At 61.6% G+C, this 24,080-nt stretch carries 26 protein-coding genes; 12 read left to right on the top strand and 14 right to left on the bottom strand.

Going from position 1 to position 24,080, the window contains the following annotated elements:
* Positions 1-168: 168 nt before the first annotated feature.
* From GRF63_RS04625 to GRF63_RS04615, 3 genes are all read left to right on the top strand, one after another.
* Entirely contained in the window at positions 169-375 is a 207-nt protein-coding gene (locus GRF63_RS04625) for a NepR family anti-sigma factor (RefSeq protein WP_237392282.1), read from the top strand.
* Positions 372-1,004: a sigma-70 family RNA polymerase sigma factor gene (locus GRF63_RS04620; protein ID WP_160484781.1), complete on the top strand. Its 633-nt coding sequence runs from the start codon at positions 372-374 to the stop codon at positions 1,002-1,004. Before GRF63_RS04625 ends, GRF63_RS04620 begins: the two co-directional genes overlap by 4 nt.
* A gap of 129 nt (positions 1,005-1,133) precedes the next feature.
* On the top strand, positions 1,134-2,228 hold the full coding sequence (locus GRF63_RS04615; protein ID WP_237392281.1) for an AI-2E family transporter: 1,095 nt from the start codon (positions 1,134-1,136) through the stop codon (positions 2,226-2,228).
* A gap of 78 nt (positions 2,229-2,306) precedes the next feature.
* Here GRF63_RS04615 and GRF63_RS04610 read toward each other — a convergent pair whose 3' ends face one another.
* Positions 2,307-2,918, bottom strand: coding sequence for a superoxide dismutase (locus GRF63_RS04610; RefSeq protein WP_160484779.1), 612 nt, complete (start codon positions 2,916-2,918; stop codon positions 2,307-2,309).
* A gap of 176 nt (positions 2,919-3,094) precedes the next feature.
* Here GRF63_RS04610 and glmM point away from each other — a divergent pair, with 176 nt between their 5' ends.
* Positions 3,095-4,432: a phosphoglucosamine mutase gene (gene glmM, locus GRF63_RS04605; protein WP_160484778.1), complete on the top strand. Its 1,338-nt coding sequence runs from the start codon at positions 3,095-3,097 to the stop codon at positions 4,430-4,432.
* 73 nt (positions 4,433-4,505) lie between these two features.
* Positions 4,506-5,270: a bifunctional hydroxymethylpyrimidine kinase/phosphomethylpyrimidine kinase gene (thiD, locus tag GRF63_RS04600; protein WP_160484777.1), complete on the top strand. Its 765-nt coding sequence runs from the start codon at positions 4,506-4,508 to the stop codon at positions 5,268-5,270.
* Positions 5,271-5,280: 10 nt separating this feature from the next.
* On the opposite strand, the gene GRF63_RS04595 is transcribed toward thiD, so the two are convergent.
* The gene (locus tag GRF63_RS04595; RefSeq protein ID WP_160484776.1) at positions 5,281-5,775 is read right to left on the bottom strand and encodes a hypothetical protein; all 495 of its coding nucleotides are present in this window, start codon (positions 5,773-5,775) and stop codon (positions 5,281-5,283) included.
* 493 nt (positions 5,776-6,268) lie between these two features.
* Here GRF63_RS04595 and GRF63_RS04590 point away from each other — a divergent pair, with 493 nt between their 5' ends.
* Positions 6,269-6,766: a TonB family protein gene (locus tag GRF63_RS04590; RefSeq protein WP_160484775.1), complete on the top strand. Its 498-nt coding sequence runs from the start codon at positions 6,269-6,271 to the stop codon at positions 6,764-6,766.
* A 109-nt stretch (positions 6,767-6,875) separates the two neighbouring features.
* On the opposite strand, the gene GRF63_RS04585 is transcribed toward GRF63_RS04590, so the two are convergent.
* The 10 genes from GRF63_RS04585 to GRF63_RS04545 form a co-directional block, all read right to left on the bottom strand.
* The gene (locus GRF63_RS04585; protein WP_160484774.1) at positions 6,876-7,805 is read right to left on the bottom strand and encodes an LOG family protein; all 930 of its coding nucleotides are present in this window, start codon (positions 7,803-7,805) and stop codon (positions 6,876-6,878) included.
* 66 nt (positions 7,806-7,871) lie between these two features.
* On the bottom strand, positions 7,872-8,009 hold the full coding sequence (locus GRF63_RS04580; protein WP_160484773.1) for a DUF2474 domain-containing protein: 138 nt from the start codon (positions 8,007-8,009) through the stop codon (positions 7,872-7,874).
* 4 nt (positions 8,010-8,013) lie between these two features.
* Positions 8,014-9,015, bottom strand: a complete 1,002-nt coding sequence (cydB, locus tag GRF63_RS04575) for a cytochrome d ubiquinol oxidase subunit II (protein WP_160484772.1) — start codon at positions 9,013-9,015, stop codon at positions 8,014-8,016.
* Positions 9,012-10,472, bottom strand: coding sequence for a cytochrome ubiquinol oxidase subunit I (locus GRF63_RS04570; protein ID WP_160484771.1), 1,461 nt, complete (start codon positions 10,470-10,472; stop codon positions 9,012-9,014). Before GRF63_RS04570 ends, cydB begins: the two co-directional genes overlap by 4 nt.
* An 89-nt stretch (positions 10,473-10,561) precedes the next feature.
* Positions 10,562-12,316, bottom strand: a complete 1,755-nt coding sequence (locus tag GRF63_RS04565) for a SulP family inorganic anion transporter (RefSeq protein WP_160484770.1) — start codon at positions 12,314-12,316, stop codon at positions 10,562-10,564.
* Positions 12,317-12,325: 9 nt separating this feature from the next.
* Positions 12,326-13,552: an NAD(P)/FAD-dependent oxidoreductase gene (locus tag GRF63_RS04560; protein ID WP_337189609.1), complete on the bottom strand. Its 1,227-nt coding sequence runs from the start codon at positions 13,550-13,552 to the stop codon at positions 12,326-12,328.
* 36 nt (positions 13,553-13,588) lie between these two features.
* A complete protein-coding gene (locus tag GRF63_RS16730; protein ID WP_337189608.1) occupies positions 13,589-13,918 on the bottom strand; it encodes a protein tyrosine phosphatase family protein in 330 nt (109 codons plus the stop codon).
* Positions 13,918-14,331 carry a DUF6691 family protein gene (locus tag GRF63_RS04555; protein WP_160484769.1) on the bottom strand — a complete coding sequence of 138 codons (414 nt, stop codon included), beginning with the start codon at positions 14,329-14,331 and terminating at the stop codon, positions 13,918-13,920. Before GRF63_RS04555 ends, GRF63_RS16730 begins: the two co-directional genes overlap by 1 nt.
* Entirely contained in the window at positions 14,328-14,777 is a 450-nt protein-coding gene (locus GRF63_RS04550; RefSeq protein ID WP_160484768.1) for a YeeE/YedE family protein, read from the bottom strand. The genes GRF63_RS04555 and GRF63_RS04550 overlap by 4 nt, the downstream gene beginning before the upstream one ends.
* On the bottom strand, positions 14,774-15,703 hold the full coding sequence (locus GRF63_RS04545; protein WP_160484767.1) for an MBL fold metallo-hydrolase: 930 nt from the start codon (positions 15,701-15,703) through the stop codon (positions 14,774-14,776). The genes GRF63_RS04550 and GRF63_RS04545 overlap by 4 nt, the downstream gene beginning before the upstream one ends.
* A gap of 77 nt (positions 15,704-15,780) precedes the next feature.
* Here GRF63_RS04545 and GRF63_RS04540 point away from each other — a divergent pair, with 77 nt between their 5' ends.
* The 6 genes from GRF63_RS04540 to GRF63_RS04515 all read left to right on the top strand — a co-directional run bounded on the left by GRF63_RS04540 (position 15,781) and on the right by GRF63_RS04515 (position 21,003).
* A complete protein-coding gene (locus GRF63_RS04540; RefSeq protein WP_160484766.1) occupies positions 15,781-16,419 on the top strand; it encodes a peroxiredoxin in 639 nt (212 codons plus the stop codon).
* Complete coding sequence (locus tag GRF63_RS04535) at positions 16,419-16,778, top strand: ArsR/SmtB family transcription factor (RefSeq protein WP_160484765.1); 360 nt, start codon at positions 16,419-16,421, stop codon at positions 16,776-16,778. Before GRF63_RS04540 ends, GRF63_RS04535 begins: the two co-directional genes overlap by 1 nt.
* A gap of 118 nt (positions 16,779-16,896) precedes the next feature.
* On the top strand, positions 16,897-17,955 hold the full coding sequence (gene bioB / locus GRF63_RS04530) for a biotin synthase BioB (protein WP_160484764.1): 1,059 nt from the start codon (positions 16,897-16,899) through the stop codon (positions 17,953-17,955).
* Between the two features lie 11 nt (positions 17,956-17,966).
* Positions 17,967-19,133 carry an aminotransferase class I/II-fold pyridoxal phosphate-dependent enzyme gene (locus tag GRF63_RS04525; RefSeq protein WP_160484763.1) on the top strand — a complete coding sequence of 389 codons (1,167 nt, stop codon included), beginning with the start codon at positions 17,967-17,969 and terminating at the stop codon, positions 19,131-19,133.
* Positions 19,130-19,747: a dethiobiotin synthase gene (gene bioD / locus GRF63_RS04520; RefSeq protein WP_160484762.1), complete on the top strand. Its 618-nt coding sequence runs from the start codon at positions 19,130-19,132 to the stop codon at positions 19,745-19,747. Before GRF63_RS04525 ends, bioD begins: the two co-directional genes overlap by 4 nt.
* Positions 19,744-21,003 (top strand): adenosylmethionine--8-amino-7-oxononanoate transaminase, encoded by a 1,260-nt coding sequence (locus GRF63_RS04515; RefSeq protein WP_160484761.1) that lies wholly within the window; start codon positions 19,744-19,746, stop codon positions 21,001-21,003. Before bioD ends, GRF63_RS04515 begins: the two co-directional genes overlap by 4 nt.
* Positions 21,004-21,021: 18 nt before the next feature.
* Here the strand turns inward: GRF63_RS04515 and GRF63_RS04510 are convergent, their stop codons facing one another.
* The gene (locus GRF63_RS04510) at positions 21,022-22,680 is read right to left on the bottom strand and encodes a dihydroxy-acid dehydratase domain-containing protein (RefSeq protein ID WP_237392279.1); all 1,659 of its coding nucleotides are present in this window, start codon (positions 22,678-22,680) and stop codon (positions 21,022-21,024) included.
* Between the two features lie 3 nt (positions 22,681-22,683).
* Positions 22,684-24,075 (bottom strand): MFS transporter, encoded by a 1,392-nt coding sequence (locus GRF63_RS04505; RefSeq protein WP_160484760.1) that lies wholly within the window; start codon positions 24,073-24,075, stop codon positions 22,684-22,686.
* Positions 24,076-24,080 lie beyond the last annotated feature (5 nt).

Genomic DNA, 24,080 nt, shown 5'->3' with positions numbered 1-24,080 from the left:
GCGCGCCGCATAGTCCTACCTTGGGGCAGAAAGCAAACAGTGCGACAAATCAATCGTACATGCGGGGAACCGGATGACACCAGTTTCGTTCCGCACTCACACACTATCAAATGTAAATTTGGATCGCCGCCTGGGAATTATCCGAGGATCGCAAGTGCGGTAATCCGTATGACGACGGGAAAAACACAGCTCATGTCATCGTCACAAGACGAAAATGGCCCTCGTAAGGGACCGGAAAACAGCGATAAAGTGAAGGTCGGGGATCCAGAGTGGGCCGGGAGCCTGAAGAAGCTCTACAACTCTGTGGTTGATGAGCCACTTCCGGATTCTTTCAAGAATTTGCTCTCGCAGCTCGATCAAGACGGCAAGAAATGAGCAAAGATCAAAAAAAGCGAGAACTGCCAGAGCGCAGCACGCAGGACAAAAGCGACTTTAAACGCGAACTGACCGAAGTCGTACCGCATCTGCGCGCCTTTGCGCGTGGTTTGTGCGGCCGTCCTGACATGGCCGACGATCTTGTACAGGAAGCCTTGCTGAAAGCATGGGCCGCCCAGGAACGGTTCGAGCCCGGCACATCCATGCGGGCGTGGACCTTCGTGATCCTGCGCAACGCCTATCTCACCGACATGCGCCGCAATCGCTTTCGCGGCGAGTATGACGAGACGGTGGCCGAACGGATCCTTACCGCCCCTGCGGGACAGGAAGAGCCGCTGCATCTGTCAGACCTGCACCGCGCGTTGCTGACCTTGCCGCCGGAACGGCGCGAGGCCCTGTTGCTGGTGGGCGCGGGTGGCTTCTCCTATGAAGAGGCCGCGAACATTTGCGGCTGCGCCGTGGGCACGATCAAAAGCCGCGTGGGCCGTGCCCGCGCAGCCTTGAGCAGCATGATGGAGGATGGCGACATCCCCGATAGAGAGCTGACCGATCCATCTGCCCATCGCGCCATTCTGGAAGAGCTGGACGAAGTGGCAGCCGGGCGTGGTGAAGCTGCGGCCGGGAAATAACGCTGCAATCGCGGCCGATTGCAGTTATGACGGGGGCCACGCCACCGCGTGGTCCACATATGAAAGCCTTTTCAAACGATGAGCGCCGAGGGGGATAGCGCCGAGAAACAACCAGGTCGCCGTCGGACAATGACGCTTGCGGCGCAGGAATTGCGTCTGATCTCGTCGCTTGTCGTATTGATGGCGATCGGTGTGTTTCTTGCTCTCCCCTTCGTCCTCTCCATCGGATCAGTGGTGTTCCTGCCGCTGGTGGCCGCCCTGATCCTCACCATCATCTTGTCCCCGCTGGCAGACAAGCTGGCCTTGTGGCTGCCGAACACCCTTGCCTCCATCCTGGCGCTGCTGGTGTTCTTCGCAGTGCTCGCCCTTGCCTTTAGCGCAGTGCTGGGGCCCGCAATCTCTTTATATGACGAGGTTCCGGCGATGGCGGAACGGGTGGCGCGCAATTTCTCCGAATTGCAGAACACCTTTGCCTGGGTGGGAGAGCTGAACGAAAGGCTTGCCGGGATGACCGGCGAGGAAGGGCAGCAGGTCGTGCTGGCCGGGCCTACCATGCTGGAGGAGCTTGCGCTCGCCACGCCCACGGTTTTGCTGGAGGTTCTGCTAACCTTCCTGCTCGCCTTCTTCATGATAGAGGCGCGCATCCGCCTGCGCCGCCGCCTGTTGCTGGATCGCCAGCAGGTGGGCGCCAGCCTGAAAGCCGCGCGCGCCATTCGCGAAGTGCAGGACAGGGTGGCTGCCTATATCCTGACGGTTGGCCTCATCAATATCGGCGTCGGCATCATCGTGGCGCTGGGCGCGTGGATCATGGGGCTGGACGCGCCGATCATGTGGGGCGGGCTTGCCACGCTGTTCAACTTCATTCCCTATGTCGGCCCGCTGATGATGATGGTGTTGCTGGGCCTGTTTGGCATCGGCTCTGCGGACACCGTGGTTGTCGGACTGATACCGGCTGCCGCCTATCTTGGCCTGCACACGGTGGAAGCGAATGTGGTCACCCCTGCCGTTCTGGGTGCGCGCTTCACCATGAACCCGGTGCTGATCCTGCTGGCGCTTTCCTATTTTGGCTGGATCTGGGGCGTCACCGGCGCGCTGCTGTCTGTGCCAATCCTGCTGACGCTGACTGCACTGGTCGATCACCTTGGCCGGCCCAATTTCATCGGCTTCCTGTTTGGAGAGCCCCTGTTCCAGACCAGCATGCTGGATGACCCCGTCGAAGATTGAACACTTCGCTTTGTCAAAAAAGAAGGCCTGCCTCCCGATGTGGGAAGCAGGCCTTTCTCTTTATTATGATCGCTTCGATCAGCCGGGGTATGCCCAGGTGCTGCCGCGCGAAAGGTTTTCTGCGGCGAAATCCCAGTTCAGGTGGCCGTCGACAACTGCCGATAGATAGCTGGGACGCGCATTCTGGTGATCCAGATAATAGGCGTGTTCCCACAGATCGATCACCAGCAGCGGGTTGAAGTCGCTGTCGGCCAGCGTGTCTGCATCGTGGCTGTCTTCGACGGAAAGCTTGCCGCCCTTTTCTGCCAGCCATACCCAGCCGCTGGCGAAATGGCCTGCGCCCTTGGATTTCAGCTCTTCCTTCAGCTTGTCCAGCGAACCGAAAGCTTCATCGATCTTGTCGGCCAGATCGCCGGAGGGGCCACTGGTGGAAGGCGTGAGCGAGTGCCAGTAGAACCCGTGGTTCCACGTCTGCGCGGAATTGTTGAACAGGCCCTGGTCGCTGCCGCGCGATGCGGCGACAATTTCTTCCAGAGACTTGTCGGCATGCGCCGTGCCTTCGATGGCGGCGTTGGTCTTGTCGACATAGGCCTGGTGATGCTTGCCATGATGATAGCTGAAAGTCTCGGCAGTGATTGCCGGGGCAATGGCTTCATTGTCAAAAGGAAGCGGGATTAGTGAAAAGGCCATAGTCGAATACTCCTGTTTGATAGGTCTTCAGTTAACCAATGCGCGAGGCCGCCGGTCGTTGCAGTCTTGCACACAAAATTCGAAGTTGCCGACATGGCCACGCCCTGCCCCCGTGACAAGAGGGGCGAATGGCGGCATGGCGCTTGTGACAGTTTTGAGAAAACACGAAGGATTATATGGCACGCACCTATTTCGGCACCGACGGAATCCGTGGCCGGGCCAACGGCAGGAAACTGAACGCCGCAACCGCGATGAAGGTAGGGCAGGCTGCTGGCCGCCACTTCCTGCGCGGATCGCATAAGCATCGCGTGGTGATCGGCAAGGACACGCGCCTTTCCGGCTACATGATGGAAAATGCCCTGGTGGCAGGCTTCACTAGCGTGGGGATGGACGTGATCATGACAGGCCCCCTGCCCACGCCCGCCGTTGCCCTGCTGACGCGGGAAATGCGCGCCGATATCGGCGTGATGATCTCTGCCAGCCACAACCCTTATGACGACAATGGCATCAAGCTGTTTGGCCCGGACGGGTTCAAATTGTCTGACGAGGACGAGGAAGCGATCGAAGCTGCGATGGAAGAGGAGCAAGTCCTTGCCGAGGGCGATGCCATCGGCCGCGCGCGGCGTATCGACGATGTGGCCGGAAGATATATCCACGCGGTAAAGCAATCGCTGCCGCAGGATTGCCGCCTGGACGGGCTGAAGATCGTGGTCGATTGCGCGCACGGCGCGGCCTACAAGGTGGCCCCCACGGCCATTTGGGAACTGGGCGCAGAGGTGATCGCCATGGGCGTTGCGCCCAACGGCCTCAACATCAACAAGGATGTCGGCTCTACGCAGCTGGACGCAATCCAGCGGCGCGTGGTGGAAGAAGGCGCCGATATCGGCATTGCGCTGGATGGGGATGCCGATCGCCTGATCGTGATCGATGAAAAGGGCCAGGCCGTGGACGGGGACCAGATCATGGCCCTCATCGGCAGCCGCTGGGCAGAAGAAGGCCGATTGAAAGGCGGCGGCGTGGTGGCCACGGTTATGTCCAACCTTGGGCTGGAGCGGTTCCTGGGCAGCAAGGGCCTGAACCTCGTGCGCACCAAGGTGGGGGACCGCTACGTGCTGGGCGCGATGAAATCGGGCGGTTACAATGTCGGCGGAGAGCAATCGGGCCACATGATCCTGCTCGACCATGCCACCACGGGTGATGGCACCGTTGCCGCTTTGCAGGTGCTGGCCGCGCTGGTGCGGACGGGCAAGCCTGCCAGCGAGCTGCTGCACCTGTTCGATCCCGTGCCGCAATTGCTGAAGAACGTGCGCTATGAAACGGGCGATCCGCTGGAAGTGCAAGCCGTGAAGGATGCCATCACTGCGGCGGAAGCAGAGTTGGATGGCAATGGGCGGCTGGTGATCCGCAAATCCGGTACCGAGCCCCTGATCCGCGTAATGGCCGAAGGCGATGACGAGGCGCAGGTTGAGCGCGTGGTGGACAGCATCTGCGATGCGGTGCGCAAGGCCATCTGATGCTGGCGATGCGCCCAGATTTCGGTGCGCCGCTGGCAGGGAACGCCTCCAGCTTAGCAAAGGTGGCTGAGGCATGAGCGCGCGGCCCGCCCGTATTCTGTCCATCGCCGGTTCTGACAGTTCTGGCGGCGCTGGCATTCAGGCCGATATCAAGACCATCACGATGCTGGGCGGATATGCCATGACGGCCATCACCGCGGTCACCGCGCAGAACACGCGCGGCGTGCGGGGGGTGGAATCGCTTTCGCCCGATTTTGTTGCCGCGCAGATCGATGCCTGCCTGGAGGATATCGGCGCCGATGCTGTAAAGATCGGCATGCTCGGCAGCGCGGATATTGCAGAGGTGGTGGCAGACCGGTTGGAGGATCTGGGCAAACCCATCGTTTTCGATCCCGTAATGGTGGCCACCAGCGGCAGCCTGCTGGCCGATGATGCCACTATCGCGGCATTCGAATGGCTGATGGAAATCGCCACCCTCACCACCCCCAACGTGACTGAACTAGCGGCGCTAGGCGGCGCGGATGGCATGACGGCCAGAAACGATGGGCGCGGCGTCGCCTATCTTGCCAAGGGCGGCGATGCCGACGGGCCGATGGTGGAAGACCGCCTGGTTCGCCCCGGCCATGAGGACAAGGTATGGAGCGATGCGCGCATCGTCACCAAGCATACCCACGGCACCGGCTGCACCCTGTCCAGCGCGATTGCCACGAACCTGGGCCGCGGATTGGCCATGGAAGCGGCCATTGCGGAGGCGCGCCTGTACGTGCGCGAGGCATTGAAAAGCGCGCCTGGCTTCGGCTTTGGCAATGGGCCGCTGGGGCATCAGGCGGTGCGTTGAGCGTCCGCGCCTAATTCTGCGAACAGCGACCCCAGGTCAGCCGTTCATTATCGTCATACCGGTATCGCAGGCTGCCATCGGGCATGATGCGCATGTAGAACGCGTAGGTATTGCCCGGACCATCGCCATATTGTTCGAAGACGGTAACAGCGGCGTAATCGCCATCGGCACGCACGTTGCGAACCTCGCCGGTGCTTTCGAAGAAATCGATTTCGCGCGCTGCGATGGTGAAAAGGCCGTGACTGCGATCGTCGCAATATTCGGCACCTTGTGCATAGGTGCCGTGGAAGCGGGCAGGAATTTCGTCCACCAGCGGGGCGCGGTCGGCGCGCTTGTCATCTGCATTGGCTGTCGGCGCGGCGGATGTTGATGCCGATTGACCTTCGGACGATGCAGAGGCGGAAGGGGTGGTCTGCGTAGCCGGAACGGCAGGATCCGCGCCATTCTCACCTTGTGAGCACCCGGCAATGGCAAGGGCGGCAAGAGCGCAGAAAGAGTACTTCATGCCTTTCTTACGCCTTTTGGCCATGCATGTTCCCTTCCCAAAACGCGATGTCACCCTGCAAACGCTGCCACGAGTGGCGTGCGCAAGAGGAAGTAAATCTCGTGCCGGGCCAGACTCTCGAATTTTAATCAAGCGGTACAGTCACCGTTCGTGGTAATCGAATAATGGAGGGCAATTTATAATGATGACACCGTCTTTCCGCTTTCAAACTTACGCAATATTATAATTAAATTGAATTGCCCCGCCAAATTTAAGAAACAAAAATTTAAGCAGCCCAAAACACGGTAACCAAAGGGGAATTTCGGTTGCCGATCACTGGCCGTAGGACGTCTGTCATATTCTGGCCTTATTTGAGGCAGAACACACTTGCATCGGAGCGGTCCGCAGTCGCCAACCGATGTGATCGACCTTTGGTCTAACACGCTCTTATGAAGGGTCGCGCAGAGCGCGCTTTAAACTGTGGCCGATCATCTTTTGGGGAAAGGATGATCTCATGAATAAATTTGTCTCAATCGCAATCGCGACAGCCGTTCTTGGCGCACCGCTATCCGCGCAGGATTCCCTGCAGGATGGAACGATCTTGGTACAGCCGGAACGGGATGGCTTTGTATCCACCTTGGGTGTCGAGCTCGACAAACAGCTGAACCGCGTCAGCTATCCCAGTGGCAGGCAGCGGGCCGGTGTGGTGAAAGTCCGCTTCGTTGCCAATGGCAGCGGCCGGGCGGAGCAAGTCACGATCTTCCAGGAATCCGGCAGCCACACGATGGACCTGGCAGCCATTCGTGCCGTCAATCGCATCGGCAAGCTACCCACTCCGCGCTATATTGATGCAGGCGGGCAGCCCGTGCTGCTCAGCATCATCTTTGCAACGAACAGCAGGGATGCAAGGCGTATGGAGGAGCGCGTGGCGCAGGAAAACGCTGCACTGATCGCATCGGGTGAACTCGATCCGCAAATGCTGGCCGTCACCGTGGTGCCAGCCCGCTCCTGACCATTTTGCACCACCAGAATCTTCGGCGTCACGCCGTGCTGTTCTGCGGGCAGCCGGTGATGGCGCCGAAGTCCTGCGTGAGTCCTACTGAGGGGACGGATCGCTCAACTTAACCCGGCTTCACCTCGCCGTTTTCTTTCAGCGAATAGAAATCGCGGATTGTCTCCCAACCCTCTTCGGCAGTTTCGCACCAGGTGATCAGGTCCAGATCCTTTTTGGAGATCGTGCCTTCCTCTGCAATCGCCTCGAAATTCACGACGCGGTTCCAGAAATCCTTGCCGAACAGCAGGATGGGAATGGGCTTCATCTTGCCCGTCTGGATCAGGGTGAGGAGTTCGAACATCTCGTCAAACGTGCCGAACCCGCCGGGGAAAACCGCCACGGCCCGCGCGCGCAGCAGGAAGTGCATCTTGCGCAGCGCGAAATAGTGGAAATTCAGCGAGAGATACGGCGTCACATAGGGGTTTGGCGCCTGCTCATGCGGCAGGATGATATTCAAGCCGATGCTCTCTGCGCCGGCATCGCTGGCCCCGCGATTGGCGGCTTCCATGATGGAAGGGCCGCCGCCCGAACACACCACGAACTGCCGCTTGCCATCCTCCACGATGGCCTTTTCGCTCACCATGCGGGAGAGGCGATAGGCCTCCGCGTAATATTTCGCCTTCTTGGCGAGATTGCGCACCACCAGCGCCTCTTCCTCTGGCAGGTTCTCGGCCTGCTTCAGCGCGTCCTCGGTCGCTTCGGGCGGGGGGATGCGGGCAGAGCCGTACATGACGAGGGTTGAGCCGACGCGCGCCTCGTCCAGCAGCATCGTGGGCTTCAGCAGTTCCAGTTGAAAACGGATGGGGCGCAATTCCTCCCGCAGCAGGAAATCATCGTCGCGGAAGGCGAGGCGATAGGCGGGATGGCGGGTTTGCGGGGTATCGTTATCCAGGCTTTCGGCAAAGCCTGCTTCCATGTCGGCATGATAGAACTTGTGATCTTTAAGGTCGTGATCCGTTTCGTCAGGCTTGTCTGCCACGCAATTTTCCTCCCGCATAATATCAGGTCTGCGAGGTAGGCATTCGCGCGCGCGAATGAAAGGCTGAAGTCAAAAGCCCGATAGCTAGGGATTGAGCCACCAGCGGATCACCATGGCCACCGTGCCCAGCACCGCAACGCTGGCCAGCCAGATCGCCGCCATCCACAACAGGCGTTTCCACAGTGGGCCAGCCGTATCGGGCGTATTGGGCGTATCGGCCATCGGCTCAATGATACCCCTCGTCGTCCACCTTCCCACGAAACACCCAGTAAGCCCAGGCGGTGTAGGCGATGATCAGCGGCATGGTGATGGCGACGCCCACCAGCATGAATATCTGGCTGCGTTCCGGCGCGGCGGCATCCCAGATGGTGACATCGGGCGGCACCACGTTTGGCCATATCGTTACGCCCAGCCCCGCCATGCCCAAGAAGAACAGCGTCAGCGCCAGCCAGAAAGGCTTCGAATTGCGCTCTGCCGATAGCGCGCGCAGCAGGGCCAGCGCGACAATGGCGGTGAGGATGGGCACAGGCGCGGCGAAGTAGATTTCCGGCGCGGTCAGCCAGCGGGCCGCGTAATCGGTGTTCAGCAGCACGTTATAGATGCTGACTGCCCCCATCAGCCCCAGCGTCGCCCATGCGGCGCGCTTGGCCAGCTTGCGGGCATGGGCCTGCGCTTCGCCGTCCAGCTTCCAGATCAGCCATGTCGCGCCCAGCAGCGCATAGCCTGCGACTGTACCAACCCCGGTAAGGAGGGTGTACGGCGTCAGCCAGTCGAACCAGCTGCCCGCATAGGCGCGGCCTTCCACCTCGATACCCTGCAGCAATGCGCCCAGCGTCATCCCCTGCGCCATTGCGGCCACCAGGCTGCCGATCGTGAAAGCCCCGTCCCAGAATGCGCGGTGCGCCGGGTCACGCCAACGGTATTCGAACGCCACGCCGCGGAACACCAGGCCCAGCAGCATGGCGATGATCAGGGGATAGGTGGCAGGCAGGATCACCGCATAGGCCAGCGGGAATGCGGCAAACAGCCCGCCGCCGCCCAGCACCAGCCATGTTTCATTGCCATCCCATACAGGCGCGATGGAATTCATCGCGCGGTCCCTCTCCCGCCCCGGATCGAAGGTGGGGAAGAGGATACCGATGCCAAGATCGAACCCGTCCATCACCACATAGGCGAATACGGCGAAGGCGATGATGAATGCCCAGATCGTGGTCAGGTCGATACTCATGGCCTTTCCTCCGGCTCTTGCTTCGTTCCCGACAGGTCTCGGGTGGAGGCATCGGTCGGGTCCTGCGTCGGCCCCGGCGTGATGCCTGCTGTACGGATCGGGCCCTTGTCGCCGCGCTTCGCGCCCAGTTCGCCGGTATGCGGCGGATTGTGCATCAGGTGCAGAATGTACCACACGCCCGCGCCGAACACGGTGAAATACACGATAATGAAGGCCAGCAGCGATGTGGCCACGGCAGGCGCGGCCAGCGGGCTGGCGGCATCGGCTGTGCGCAGCAGGCCGTAAATGACATAGGGCTGGCGGCCCACCTCCGTCGTGATCCATCCGCACAGCACGGCAAGAAAGCCCGAAGGTGCCATCACCAGCGCGGCGCGGTGCAGCCATGTCCATTCGTACAGCCGCCCTCGCCAGCGTGCGAGCAGGCTCCACATGCCCAACGTCATCATGCCAAGGCCGATGGCGATCATGATGCGAAATGCCCAGAACACCAGGAAGACGGGCGGCTGCTCGTCATCGGGAACGGTGTCCAGACCGGCCAGCGGGGCATTCAAATCATGCTTCAGGATCAGGCTGGAAAGCTTGGGAATACCTACGGCGTAATCCAGCCGCTGTTCCTTGTCGTTGGGAATGCCAAACAGGTAAAGCGGCGCGCCGTCCGGGTGGCTTTCGTAATGCCCCTCCATCGCCATGACCTTTGGCGGTTGATGCTCCAGCGTGTTGAGGCCGTGCATGTCGCCCGCGAATATCTGAATCGGCGCAACGATGGCGGCCATCCACATCGCCATCGAGAACATCTTGCGCGCGTGCAGGTTCGCCCGGTCCTTCAGCAGGTGCCAGGCGCCAACGCCGCCCACCACGAATGCGGTGGTGAGATAGGCGGCCAGCACGGTGTGGACGAGGCGGTAGGGGAAGCTGGGATTGAAGATGATTGCCAGCCAGCTGTCGCCGGGCAGATATTGGCCGTTGGCACCCATCTCGAACCCCGTAGGCGTTTGCATCCAGCTGTTTACCGACAGGATCCAGAAGGCGGATACGAAGGTGCCGAAGGCCACCATCAGCGTGGCGAGGAAGTGCAGCTTCTTGCCCACCTTGTTCATGCCGAACAGCATCACGCCAAGGAAGCCTGCCTCCAGGAAGAAGGCCGTCAGCACTTCATACGCCATCAGCGGGCCGATCACCGGGCCGGCAAGATCGGAATAAACGGACCAGTTGGTGCCGAACTGGTAACTCATCACGATGCCGGAGACGACGCCCATGGCAAAAGCGATGGCGAAGATCTTGATCCAGTATTTGAACAAATCGAGATAGATCTGCTTACCTGTCTTCAGCCACAAGCCCTCCAGCACTGCCAGATAGCTGGCAAGGCCGATGGAGAAAGCGGGAAAGAAGAAGTGGAAGCTTACCGTGAAGGCAAACTGTATCCGGGCAAGCATCAGTGCGTCGAGGCCGTCGAACATTATCTCTGCTCCTTCAGGCACGCGCCTTACGATATTGCACGTCGTGCAACGAACCCGAATTTCGCACCATCAGGTGCATTTATTACAACTCAGATCAACCCGCGCGCTATATCGTCGGGCTGCTCCACATCATTGCCATCATCGCGCAGCGCCTCTGCAAAGGCACGCGCCTGGCTTAGGAACACTTGGCCGCTCAGCTCTTCGATGAAATGCGTGCGTTGCAGGCGGTCCATCACCGGGCCTTTCACCTCGGAAAGGTGCAGCCTTATATCGGCATCGGCAAGCCGGTGGTTGATCGCTTCCAGACTTTCCAGCCCCGATGCATCGATCTCGTTCACAGCGCTGGCCATCAGGATGACGTGGCGGATTTTTGGCCGGTCGGCCACCTGTTCCAGCACATATTCCTCCAGCCAGCGGGCGTTGAGAAAGGTCAGCGCCTCGTCGATGCGGATGGAGAGAACGTGATCGGCGGTGAAGACCTTGTGCCGCTCTACATTGCGGAAATGCTCGGTTTCCGGAACGCGGCCCACGATGGCGGCATGTGGACGGCTGGCGCGCCAGAGATACAGCAGCAGCCCGACGGATACGCCCGCGATCACGCCCATTTCCACACCCGCCAGCAGGGTGATGGCAATGGTGGCGACATGCGCGGCGAAATCAGCCTTTGAATAGTTCCACAATTGCCGCGGCGTCTTCAAATCCACCAGCGCGAGCACGGCCACGATAATGGTGGCCGCCAGCACGGCGATGGGAAGCGAGAACAGCAGCGGCGTGAGGAACAGCGATGCCATCGCGATGCCAACAGCGGTGAAAGCGCCCGCAGCGGGCGTCTGCGCTCCTGCATCGAAATTCACGACCGATCGGGCAAAGCCGCCGGTTACCGGATAGCCGCCGGAAAAGGCGCTGGCGATATTGGATGCGCCAAGGCCGATCAGCTCCTGATCGGGCGCGATCCGCTGGCGGCGTTTTGCGGCCAAGGTCTGCGCGACGGACACGCTCTCGACAAAGCCGATGATGGAGATCAGCAGCGCAGGTACGAACAATTGCCGGATCAGCGACAGGTCCGTGCTGGGCATGGCAAAGGGCGGCAAGCCCTGCGGGATCTCGCCCGTGATGTTCACGCCCCTTCCCGCCAGGTCGAATGCCATCACGGCCACGATGCTGAGCGCCACGGCCACGACCGGGCCGACCTTGGCAGCGATATCCGCTGCCTTGCCAGACATGCCGAATTTCACCAGCAGCGGCTTCAATCCCTTGCGCACCCAGAACAGGAAGATCACCGAAGGCACGCCCACGGCCAGCGTCCACGGGTTCACTTGTGGTAGGGCTGCGAACAGCGAGCCCAGCATCTTTGGCCAGGTGTCGCCGCCGGCCGAAACGCCAAGCACATGGCGCAGCTGGCTGGTGGCAATCAATATGCCGCTGGCGGTAATGAAGCCGCTGATCACCGGGTGCGAGAGAAGGTTGGACAGGAACCCCATTCGCAACACGCCCAGCACGAACAGCATCACGCCCGACAGCGCGGCCAGCGTGATCGCGGCTTCCAGATATTCCGCCGTTCCCTGCGGGGCGACAGCACCCACCGCGCTCGCCGTCATCAAGGAAACCACCGCCACCGGCCCCACGGCCAGCGTGCGGCTGGTGCCGAAAATGGCATAGGCCACCAATGGCAGGATGGAGGCATAAAGGCCGACGACCGGAGGCAACCCCGCCAGCAGCGCGTAGGCAAGGCTTTGCGGAATCAGCATGATGGTGACGATGATCGCCGCCATCAGATCGCTGCTCAGCGTCTGCCCGTTATAGCTGCACCCCCATTCGAGGATCGGAAAATAGCGCGAGAGCATGAGGCTTGATCACGCCCCTCCGATGGGCTTGGCCATCCATTCGCGACCCTTCAGCATGGCATGCCAGTAGATCGCCGGAAGCGCGTCTGCCTTCAGTGTCCACGCAAGGCGAGAAGGTTTTGTGCCATCAAGGATTGCAGTGGGGAAGGTGGGCAGCAGCTTTCCGCCATAGCCGAATTCGGCCAGCACGATCTTGCCGTTTTCCACCGTCAGCGGGCAGCTGCCGTAACCATCGTAACTGCCCTTCAGCTCGCTGCCTTCCAGCATGGCGAGCGCGTTCACCGCCGCGACCGGGGCCTGCTTTCGGGCAGCGGCCATGGTTTTTGCATTGGGCGTGCTGCTGCAATCGCCAAGGGCGAACACATTGGCATGGCGCACGTGTTGCAGGCTGTGCTGGTCCACTTCGGCATAGCCCGCCTCGTTTGCCAGCGTGCTGGCGGCAACCACCGCGTTGCCCTTTTGCGGCGGGCAGACATGCAGCAGGTCGAACTCGCGCTCCACCTCGCCGTCTTCCGTGGCGAAATAGGCCTTTTGCGCCGGGCCATCCACGCGGGTGAGCGTAGAGCCGAAGTTGAGGTCGATCCCGTAGCGTTCGACATAGCTCATCAGCGCAGGCACATATTCGGGCACGCCAAACAGCACGCCGCCGTTATTGTGAAACTCCACCTCGATATTGCCAAGGCACCCGCGCTTCTCCCATTCCGAGCATGAAAGATACATCGCCTTCTGCGGTGCGCCCGCGCATTTGATGGGCATGGGCGGCTGGGTAAACAGCGCGCGGCCGGAACGCGTGTTTTGCACCAGTTCCCAGGTGTAGGGCGCCAGATCGTATCGGTAATTGGAGGTGACGCCGTTCTTGCCCAGCATCTCTTCCAGCCCCTCGATCTCCTCCCATGCAAGGCGATTGCCCATGGCAACGATCAGCACATCATATGTCACGCGCCCGCCATTGCCGAATTCCACGGCGTTGTTGTCGGGATCGAAGCCGGTCACCCCGGCCTTCAACCAAGTAACATCCTTGGGCATGACGGAGGCTTCCGGCTTCATCGTCTCGTCTTTTTCGAAGACGCCGCCGCCCACCATCGTCCAGCCCGGCTGGTAATAATGCTCGGTGCTGGGCTCTATGATCGCGATATCGAGGCCGGGATGGCGTTGCAGCATGGATGCGGCAGTGGCGATACCGGCAGAGCCGCCGCCTGCGATGACTACGGTGTGGTGGCTGTGATTGTCGGTCATGGTTGATCCTTTTCGATCAGTGGAAGCGGCGCGGGATTAGTCGCTGATCGCTTCGTGAAGCTTGGTGCAGCGATTGCCCGTGCGGCAGTAGGCCAGCACCGGGCCGGGCAACTCGGCCAGCGCTTTCGCGAAAGCGTCTGCCTGCATCTCGACAGGCCGTTCAGCGTCCACCGGGATGTGGCGGGTTGATAGGCCCAATGCCGTTGCCGCGGCTGCGATGTCAGCGAAATCAGGCTGGCCGGTCTCCTCCTCATCGGGGCGGTTGCAGATGATGGACTTATACCCTGCGGCTGCAAGCTCGCTCACCTCGGCGGGCGAAATCTGCGGGGAAACGGAAAGCCCATCGGTCAGTTGGGTCGTATCCATCAGCTCTTTCCTTCCATCAGGCGCAGCAAGGCCATGCCGACAAGCATGGAGACAACGAAGATCGCGGCGCTGAGCGGCTCTATGGCAAGGGCGGCAAAGCCCGGCCCCGGACACAGGCCGGCAATCCCCCAACCCACGCCGAACAGCACTGCGCCGCCGATCAGGCTGGGGGTCAGTTCGCTTTTGCCGGGGATGTGAAAATCATCGTCGAACAGCGGACGGGCCATGCCGGGCACCACGCGCCAGGCGATGGCCATCACTATGAGGGCCGCGCCCATCACGAAGGCCAGCGTCGGGTCCCAATCACCGAACAGATCAAGGAAACCGCGCACGCGGGCAGGATCGGTCATTCCGCCAATGGTAAGGCCAGCGCCGAAGATGATGCCGGCCACAAGAGAAGCGAGAGTTTTCATGAAAGCACCTCCAGTCCCAGCGCATTCATCACGGCGACCGTGGCAATGCCCGCCGCCATGAAGGTGATGGTGGCGACGATAGAGCGACCCGAAAGGCGGCTGATGCCGCAAACGCCATGCCCGCTGGTGCAACCGCTGCCCAACCGTGTGCCGAAGCCCACCAGCAAGCCAGCGATCACCAGGGGGATCGGTCCGGCAAAGCTGGGCTCCAGCCCGCCCCTTGCCAGCAATACGGCCAGCGCGCCCAGCGGCAGGCCGATCACGAAGGCCCATGCTCCCATGCGATTGAGGCCGCTGCCGCCCAGCCCGAAGGCCTTGGCGGCGATGCCGGATACACCGGCGATCCGGCCCAGCGTCAACAGCATGATCGCCGCCGCCACGCCGATCAGCGCACCGCCGATCAGCCCATCCAAGGGCGCGGCGTCGGGAAATCCGGGAAGCATCATACCGCGTTCACCGGAATCTTGATGTAGGAGACGCCGTTCTCCTCAGGCTCCGGCAAGCGGCCGCCGCGAATGTTCACCTGCACGGACGGCATGATGAGCGTGGGCATGTCCAGCGTCTTGTCCCGGCTGGTGCGCATTGCGACGAATTCATCCTCGGTCACGCCGTCTTTCACATGCACGTTTTCCTCGCGCTGCTGCTTCACCGTGGTTTCCCAGGCATAATCGTCACGTCCCGGAGCCTTGTAATCATGGCACAGGAAAAGGCGCGTCTCGTCCGGCAGCGAGAGCAGGCGGCGGATGGATTGATAGAGCTCGCGCGCATCGCCGCCGGGGAAATCCGCACGCGCGGTGCCGAAATCAGGCATGAAGATCGTATCGCCCACGAACGCCGCGTCCCCGACGATGAAGGCCATATCGGCGGGCGTATGGCCGGGCACATGCAGCGCAATGCCTTCCAGCTCGCCAATCCTGAAAGTCTCGCCATCGGTGAACAGGTGATCGAATTGCGATCCGTCACGTTCGAAATCGGTGCCCGCATTGAACAGCTTGCCGAACACCTCCTGCACGCGGATGATATCCTTGCCGATGGCCAGCTTGCCGCCCAGTTCTTCCTGCAGATAGGGCGCGGCAGAGATGTGATCGGCGTGGGCGTGGGTTTCGATCAGCCAGGTGACTTTCAGATTGTTGGTTTCGACATATTCGATAACCAGATCTGCCGACCCGAATGACGTGCGGCCCGAATTGGGCGCATAATCCATCACCGAATCGATGATTGCGGCTTCGTTCGTCGCCGGATCGTGCACGACGTAGGTGATGGTGTTGGTCGCCTCGTCGAAAAAGCCCGCTATTGTCGGGCGCTTGCCCTTGTCGGAGCGCGCGCGATCGATCTGCTGACTGGCGTTGGCGAGTGCTTGATCGGTACTCATGATCGCCTTCCTATAAACATTTTCATTAATTGATAATATGTATTGCCGCTGGAGACGTCAATGAGTATGTGACTTACATGAATAGCGAAATTGAAGGCAAGTCGAGCTACCCGCCCCGCATTGGTGACAAGGCTCCCGCATTCTCCGCGCGCGCCACCACTGGGCCGGTGAAGCTGGAGGATTTTCGCGGCCAGTGGGTCATCCTGTTTTCCCACCCGGCGGATTTCACGCCCGTCTGCACGTCGGAATTCGTGGCGCTTGCCCGCAAGGCCGATGAATTCGCAAAGCGCGACTGCGCGCTGATGGCGCTGTCCATCGATACACTGTTCTCGCATTTCGCCTGGCTGCGCCTTATTCGCGACCGCTTCGATATCGAGGTGCGCTTCCCCGTCATCGAAGACCCGACGATGGTGATCGCCAACGCCTATGGCATGTCCATGCCCGGCGATGCCGACAACTTCGGCGTTCGCAGCACCTATTTCATCGATCCGCAGGGCGTGATCCGCGCGATGACATGCTACCCCCCCAATGTGGGCCGCTCCATTCCGGAAATGCTGCGTATTCTCGATGCCTTGCAGGCTGCCGATGCGACAGCGGGGTTGACGCCGGCGGACTGGAAGAAGGGCCAGCCGATGCTCAGCCCGCCGGTTGAATCGCTGGATGATGTGTTCGCAGCAGAGCATGCCGGAGACTGGTTCTGGCAGGAGCGCAAGTGATGGCGGACGACATGCTGCTGGAGGCGTTGAAAGCCCTTGCCCATCCGTCCCGCCTGCGCATCCTGCAGGCGATTGCGGGCGGGGAATGCAATGTGGGAGAGATTGAGGAGGCGACCGGAGTGGCGCAGCCCACGCTTTCCCAGCAATTGGCCATTTTGCGCAAAGCGGGGCTGGTGCAAACCCGCAGGCAGGCCAAGCTGGTGTATTATTCACCTGACGGCGATGCCATCGCCAGCGTTGCCCGCAGCCTTGGCGATCTGGCACCCGAGACGGCTCTTTCCCATCCCGACCCGCACACCGAAACCGGTGCCCGCAGACCCGCGCCCGGAGTGGCAAATTTCGCCCGGCTGAACATCTGATCCCGTTTCGCCTGGTGGTTTTCCTGCGCGCAAACGCTTCACTAGCGCGGCACATTTTGCCAAGGAGGCGTCACACACCCGCCGTCACCATGATTTGCGGGCCGCGAGAACACGGGGAATGCCTACAATGATCCGCACCGACTGGACCCGCGAAGAGATTGCCGATCTTTTCGATCTGCCCTTCACCGAACTGCTGTTTCGCGCCGCCAGCGTCCACCGCGAGAATCACCGGCCGGACGAGGTACAGTTGTGCACCCTGCTCTCCATCAAGACCGGCGGCTGCCCCGAAGATTGCGGCTATTGCTCGCAAAGCGCGCATGCCGACAGCGGCGTGGAAGCGACCAAGCTGATGGACGTGCGCCAGGTGCTGCAATCGGCCGCACAGGCGAAGGATGCGGGCAGCCAGCGGTTCTGCATGGGTGCCGCATGGCGCAACCCGAAGGAGCGGGACATGCCCAAGATCGTGGAGATCGTGAAGGGCGTGCGCGAAATGGGGCTGGAAACCTGCATGACGCTGGGCATGCTCTCCCCCTCGCAGGCAGAGCAGTTGGCGGAGGCTGGCCTCGATTATTACAACCACAACGTCGACACCGGGCCTGAATATTACGACCGCGTGATCACCACCCGCAAATACGAGGACCGGCTGACCACGCTGGAAAACGTGCGCAAGTCGGGCATCAATGTGTGCAGCGGCGGCATCGTGGGCATGGGCGAAACGCGCGCCGATCGCGTTGGCTTCATCCACACGCTTGCCACGCTGGAACGCCATCCCGAAAGCGTGCCGGTAAACGCGCTGGTGCCGGTAAAAGGCACGCCGCTGGGCGATATGCTGGCCGATACGCCGATGGCGAAGATCGACGATATCGAATTCGTGCGCACCGTGGCCGTGGCGCGCATCGCCATGCCCATGAGCATGGTACGCCTGTCTGCGGGCCGCGAAAGCATGTCGGACGCGGTGCAGGCCATGTGCTTCATGGCGGGCGCGAATTCCATCTTCACGGGCGAAAAGCTGCTGACCGCGCCCAATGCGGGCGATGATAGCGATGCCGCGATGTTCGCACGCCTGGGCCTGAAAGCCATGCAGGGCGAAGAGCCTATGCGCGCCGTGGGAGGATGCTCCGGCGGCTGCGCCACCAAGCCGGAACCCGAAGCCGAGCGCCGCGCCGAACTGACCTGAGCAGGCCAGCCATGCTCGATCATATCCGGCAATCGCTGGGCACTATTGCTGCCAAGCATCGCACGCGCGTGCTGCGTGCGGTGGAAATGCGCGGACAAGGACGCCTGGTGCGCGACGGGCGCGAATTACTGGACTTGTCGAGCAATGACTACCTCGGCCTGTCGCAACACCCGCTGCTGGTGGAACGGTCTGCCAATTACGTGCGCCAATACGGCGCAGGCGCGGGCGCATCGCGGCTGATCACCGGCACCAGTCCGGCGCATCTCGCGGTCGAGAAGAAGATCGCCGCTTTCAAGGGCACCGAATCCGCGCTGATCCTTGCAACGGGCTGGCAGGCCAACGCCGCCGCGATCCCGGCACTGGCACGCGCTGCAAAGGGCACGGTGATCTTTGCAGATAGCCTGGTGCACAATTCCATCCACGCCGGCCTTCGCGCCGCGACGGCGGACGTGCATTTCTACGATCATAATGACTACGCCCATCTGCACGCCCTGTTGCAGGAACACAGCGATGCGCCCGCCCGCCTCATCATCACCGAAAGCGTCTTCAGCATGGATGGCGACCGCGCGGACCTGGCGCGGCTGAACGCGCTATCCGTCCAACATGATGCCATGCTCTATATTGACGAGGCGCATGCCACCGGCGTCCTTGGCGCGCGCGGTGCGGGGCTGACGGCGGACCATCCTGTTACCGCCCCGGGCGCAACCATCGTGATGGGCACCTTCAGCAAGGCCATGGGCGGTTTCGGCGCCTATATCGCCTGCCCGGATGTGGTGCGCGATTACCTCATCAACATGTGCGCGGGATTGATCTTCACCACCGCCCCGCCGCCCGCAATGCTGGGCGCGATGGATGCAGCGCTGGATGTGGTGCCCGATATGGATGACGATCGCGCGCATCTTGCCGATCTGGGTGCCCAATTGCGCGAGGGGCTGGATAAACTCGGCTACGATACGCTTGGCTCCACCACGCAGATCATCCCCTTCGTTGTCGGGACTGAGGCAGACGCGCTGGCGCTAGGCGATCACCTGCTGGATCATGGCGTTGCCGCCCTGCCCATTCGCCCGCCCACCGTGCCCAAGGGCACCAGCCGCATCCGCTTTGCCCTGCGCTCCACCTTGAGCGCGCAGGATATCGAGGCGGTCCTTTCCGCTGTTGCAAGTTGGAAGAAGCCATGACCGGATTTATCGTCACTGGCACCGATACAGACGTTGGCAAGACTGTGTTTGCCGCCGGATTGTCGCAAGCCTTGCGCGCCGCATATTGGAAACCCGCGCAGGCCGGGCTGGAAGACGAGACGGATAGTGACGCCGTGCGCCGCCTCGCCCCCGATGCACAGGTGCTGCCCGAAGCCTATCGCCTCAGCACCCCCTGCTCTCCGCATGAGGCAGCGCGGGTGGATGGTGTGACGATTGACGAGGCGGCACTCACCCTGCCGCAGTCGGATCGCCCGCTGGTGGTGGAAGGCGCAGGCGGCGTGCTGGTGCCTTATCGGGAGGATCTGCTGGCAGCAGACCTGTTCGCCCGCTGGAACCTGCCCGCCATTCTGGTCGCCCGCACGCAGCTGGGCACCATAAGCCACTCGCTGCTGTCTATCGAGGCATTGCGGGCGCGGGGTATCGCGGTTGCCGGGGTGGCCTTCATTGGTGAGGAAGAACCCGTGGCGGAGGGTGCGATTACCCGCATCGCCGACGTTCCCCACCTTGGCCGCCTGCCGCGCCTCGATCCGCTGAATGCCGATACGCTGGCACAGGCGTTCGCGGCGAATATTCGCATGGACCTGCTGACATGAGCAAATCGCCCGTATGGCATCCCTTCCACCAGCACGGGCTGGGCGAGGATATTCCGCTGGTGACGCGCGGCGATGGCGCGATCCTGCACACCGCCGATGGCCGCCGGGTTATCGATGCGATCTCCAGCTGGTGGGTCACCACACATGGTCATAACCATCCGCGCATCATGGCTGCGGTGCGGGACCAGACCAAGAAGCTGGACCAGGTCATTTTCGCTGGCTGGACCCATGAACCCGCCGAAACGCTGGCGCGCGATCTGGTTGCCATCATGCCCGGCGGACTGGACCACGTATTCTATTCCGACAGCGGCTCCACCTCTGTGGAAGTGGCGCTGAAGATGGCGCTTGGATATTGGCACAATCGCGGGGAGCCAAGGCACCGCATCCTGGTGCTGGAGCACAGCTATCACGGGGACACCATCGGCGCGATGAGCATTGGGGAGCGCGGCGTTTTCAACCGCGCCTACGCTCCGCTGCTGTTCGATGTTGGCACGGTGCCCTTCCCCGCCGCCGATCCGCAGCCCACCTTGGATGCGCTGGAAAGCGCCTGCGCGGCAGGCGATGTTGCGGCCTTTATCGTGGAGCCATTGTTGCTGGGTGCGGGCGGCATGCTCACCTACCCGCCGCGGGTGCTGGCCGAAGTGCGCGCCATTTGCGCCGCGCACGATGTGCTGTTTATCGCGGACGAGGTGATGACGGGCTTTGGCCGCACCGGTACACTGCTGGCTTGCGATCAGGCTGGCGTTACGCCCGATATCCTGTGCCTTGCGAAAGGGCTGACAGGCGGCTCCATGCCGCTGGCCGTCACCATGGCCACCGCACCGATTTTCGATGCGCATTATTCCACCGATCGATCGAAACTGTTTTATCATTCCTCCAGCTACACCGCCAATCCGGTCGCCTGCGCGGCAGGCGTTGCGAATATGGCGATCTGGCGGGAGGAGCCGGTGATGGAGCGGATTGGGACACTGGCACAGCGGCTGGGCGCGGTGCTGGATCGCGCGGCGCAAAAGACGCAGGTTATACGCCCGCGCCAATGCGGCACGATGATTGCGTTCGATATCGATACCGGGGATGACGCAGGCTATCTGGCGAATATCGGCCCCAGCTTGCGCGCGCATTTCTTCGCTAATGACGTGTTGCTGCGCCCGCTGGGGAACACGATCTACGCGATGCCCCCCTATTGCATCGGGCAGGACGATATTGACCGGGTTTCTGACGTCATGATGTCCGCAATCGATCTGAATGCGCGCTAGTTAAATGCAAAGCTGATCCTACTCCTTGGACGGGATCAGCGCACCACCGGTGGGCATGGCGCGCACGGTTTCCCGGAAGGTGGAAAGATATCCCGTCGCCCCCACGCGCATGCCAGTGCCTTCGCGCGCATCCAGCTCTGCCTGCGGCACATCGATATCGATGCTGCGGCTTTCCACGCTGATGCGAATGATATCGCCGTCGCGCACCTTGCCAACAGGTCCGCCCGTGGCCGCTTCGGGATGCACCTCCGCCACGGTCAACCCCTTCAGGCACAGGCCCGATAGCTGCCCATCGGTGACGAAGGCCGTGGTTTTCGCAAGGCCCGCCGCGTCCAGCGCAAACAGGATCAGCGATGCGCCGCCGCCCATCGCCGGGCCGCCACGCAGGCCCTGGTTGCGGCTGATGATAACATCGCCTTCCTGGATGACGCCGTTCTTGATCGCATCCATGCAACTTTGCGTGTCCTCAAACACACGCGCAGGCCCGGTGAACTCTTCCGGGCGCGAGCCGTCCCGAATGCCAAGCCGCACCACTGCCGTATCGGCAAAGCTGCCCGTCAGAATGGCGATGCTGGGCCCCTTGCTGAAAGGTTTGTCGAGCGGATGGATAGTCTCCGGCCCTTCGACTTCGTAATTCTCAAGGTTCTCGGCCAGCGTGCGCCCGGTGCAGGTCATTGCGCCGCCGTCGATCCTTGGCAGGAGGCGCTTCAGAATGGCGCGCGCACCGCCCGCATCCTCGAACTGTTCGATCCGCACCGCGCCCGAAGGGCGCACGGGGCTTAGCACCGGCACATCGCTCATCTCTTCCCAGAGCTTGAAAACATCGACGCCGTTCTCTGCCTCTATCGCAGTTGCCTGCAGGTGCTTGATCGCATTGATCGATCCGCTGACGGCCAGCACGGTGGCAGTGGCATTTCGAAAGGCCGCTTCGGTCAGGATCTGGCGCGGGCGCAGGTCCTCTTCCACCATCGCCACGATCCGGCGAGCAGCGGCACGCGCATTGTCCTGCATCTTGGGTGAATTGGCGCGCACCGGGGCATGGCCCGGCATGGCCATGCCCAGCGCCTCTACCACGCAATGCATGGTGTTGGCCGTTGCCATACCGGCGCAAACGCCCGGCCCCATGATGGCATTTTCCGCCATGTCGGCGACGGGGAATTTCGGCTTCTTGCCAAAAATCTCACCGATCTGGCCAGACCATACGTCTTCCACGTCCACCGGTTCGCCGTCGATCTCTCCGGCCTGCTGATATCCGCCGATCACCAGGATCGTGGGGATGTTGAGGCGGGCAGCGGCCATCAAATGGCCCGGAGGGGTCTTGTCGCAGCTGGTCAGGCAGATCATGCCATCCAGCAATGCGGCCTCCACCTGCACCTCGATATCATTGGCGATGATATCGCGGCCTGCCAGGATATAGCTGCCGGACTTGGCCGCCCCGGTGATGAAATCGCTGGGGGCAGAGGTGCGCACTTCGAACGGCACCCCGCCTGCCTTGCGGATTTCCTCCTTCACCATCTGGGCAATGCCATCGAGATGAGCATAGCAGATCGCCAGTTCGCTGGAGGAATTGACCACCGCGATCTTGGGCTTTTCCATATCCTCTTTCGACAGGCCCAGCGCCTTCCAGTTGGCACGGCGACCGGGATTGTTGGCGGCAAGGCTGCGCAGTTCGGGCATGGATTATGTTTCCTTCTTAGCAGGTTCTGTAGCGTGAATGGGCAGATCGGTCATGCCTCTGGCGGCCCAGGCAAGCAGCAGGATGAACACGATCACGCCGCCAAGACACAGCGCCGTGAACATGTACCCCGCCATCGCGCCGCTGACCCCGGACAGGAATTGAGAGCCATAAATCGGGGCTGCAACGGCGGCGAATTTCGCCATGAAGCTGGCCCAGCCGCCGCCCGTGGCGCGCACCGCGCTGGGGTAATAGATGCTGGTGATGGAAATCACCGCCGCATGCCCTGCCCCCACCGCAATCGCGCCGATCAGCAGCACCGGGATCAGGGCAGGTCCGCCCAGCACCACGCCTGTTCCCACCAGCAAAACGAAGGGAATGCCCAGCAGCGGCGCAAGGATGATCCAGCCCGGTCCCTTGCGCTCTGTCATGGCCAGCAACACCACGCCCATGATGGCGCCGATGATGGCATTGATCGAACCCAGCCATGCGGCGTTCTGCCGCGTGATGCCCAAATTCTCCATGAAGATCACGCCATAGGCGCTTTTCAGATAGATCGCGAAGCTGGAGCAGAAATAGGCCGCCCAGATGAACAGGGTGATGAAGGCCAGCTTGCCGACGAACAACTCTCCCAGCTTCTTCAGCGGATTGGTGGACTGCTTCACGGCCTTTTCATCCAGCAGCACGAATTTATCGTAGGCCTTCCATTCAAAGCCGGGATTGAAACGCGACAGCACCGGCACGATGCGGGCAGCCGGTTTCTCCGTCGCCACCATCCAGCGCGCGCTTTCGGGCAGGGTGAACAGCAGGATGAGGGCAAATGCGCCGGTCATCGCGCCGCAGACCCAGAAGATGCCCTGCCATCCTAATACGGGCGCGGCGAAATTGGCGATCGGGCCGGAGGATGCCGTGCCGATGGAAAATCCCATCATGATGATCGTCACGCTGGTGGCGCGCATGGATCGGGGCATGCTCTCGATACTCAAAGCCCACACCGGGGCCAGCAGGCCGCCGATGGCAAGGCCGGAGACAAAGCGCAGGCCGATCAATTGCTCTGGCGATTGCGCGAAACCCACGGCAAAGGTCAGCACCGCGCTGCCGATGGTACAGAATATGATGACCGGTCTTCGCCCGAAGATATCGCCCAGATACGATCCGAACAGCGATCCGATCATCTGGCCCAGGAACGCTGCCGAGCTGACATAACCCGTCATCTCATCCGAAATGCCCATGTCATCCCGGATGTAGGGCAGCGCATAGGCCAGCGCGGCAAAATCCTGCCCATCGAAGAACGTCACCAGGCTGCACAGCACCAGTATGGTGATGTGGTAGCGCGAGAAGCGCTGTTCGCGCATGAATTTTGCAACGTCTAGCGTGGCGGGCGGGGTGCTGGCCATGTGCC

The sequence above is a fragment of the Aurantiacibacter rhizosphaerae genome (assembly GCF_009807005.1).
Lineage (GTDB): Bacteria > Pseudomonadota > Alphaproteobacteria > Sphingomonadales > Sphingomonadaceae > Alteraurantiacibacter > Alteraurantiacibacter rhizosphaerae.
This window is presented reverse-complemented; position numbering and strand designations above follow the sequence as displayed.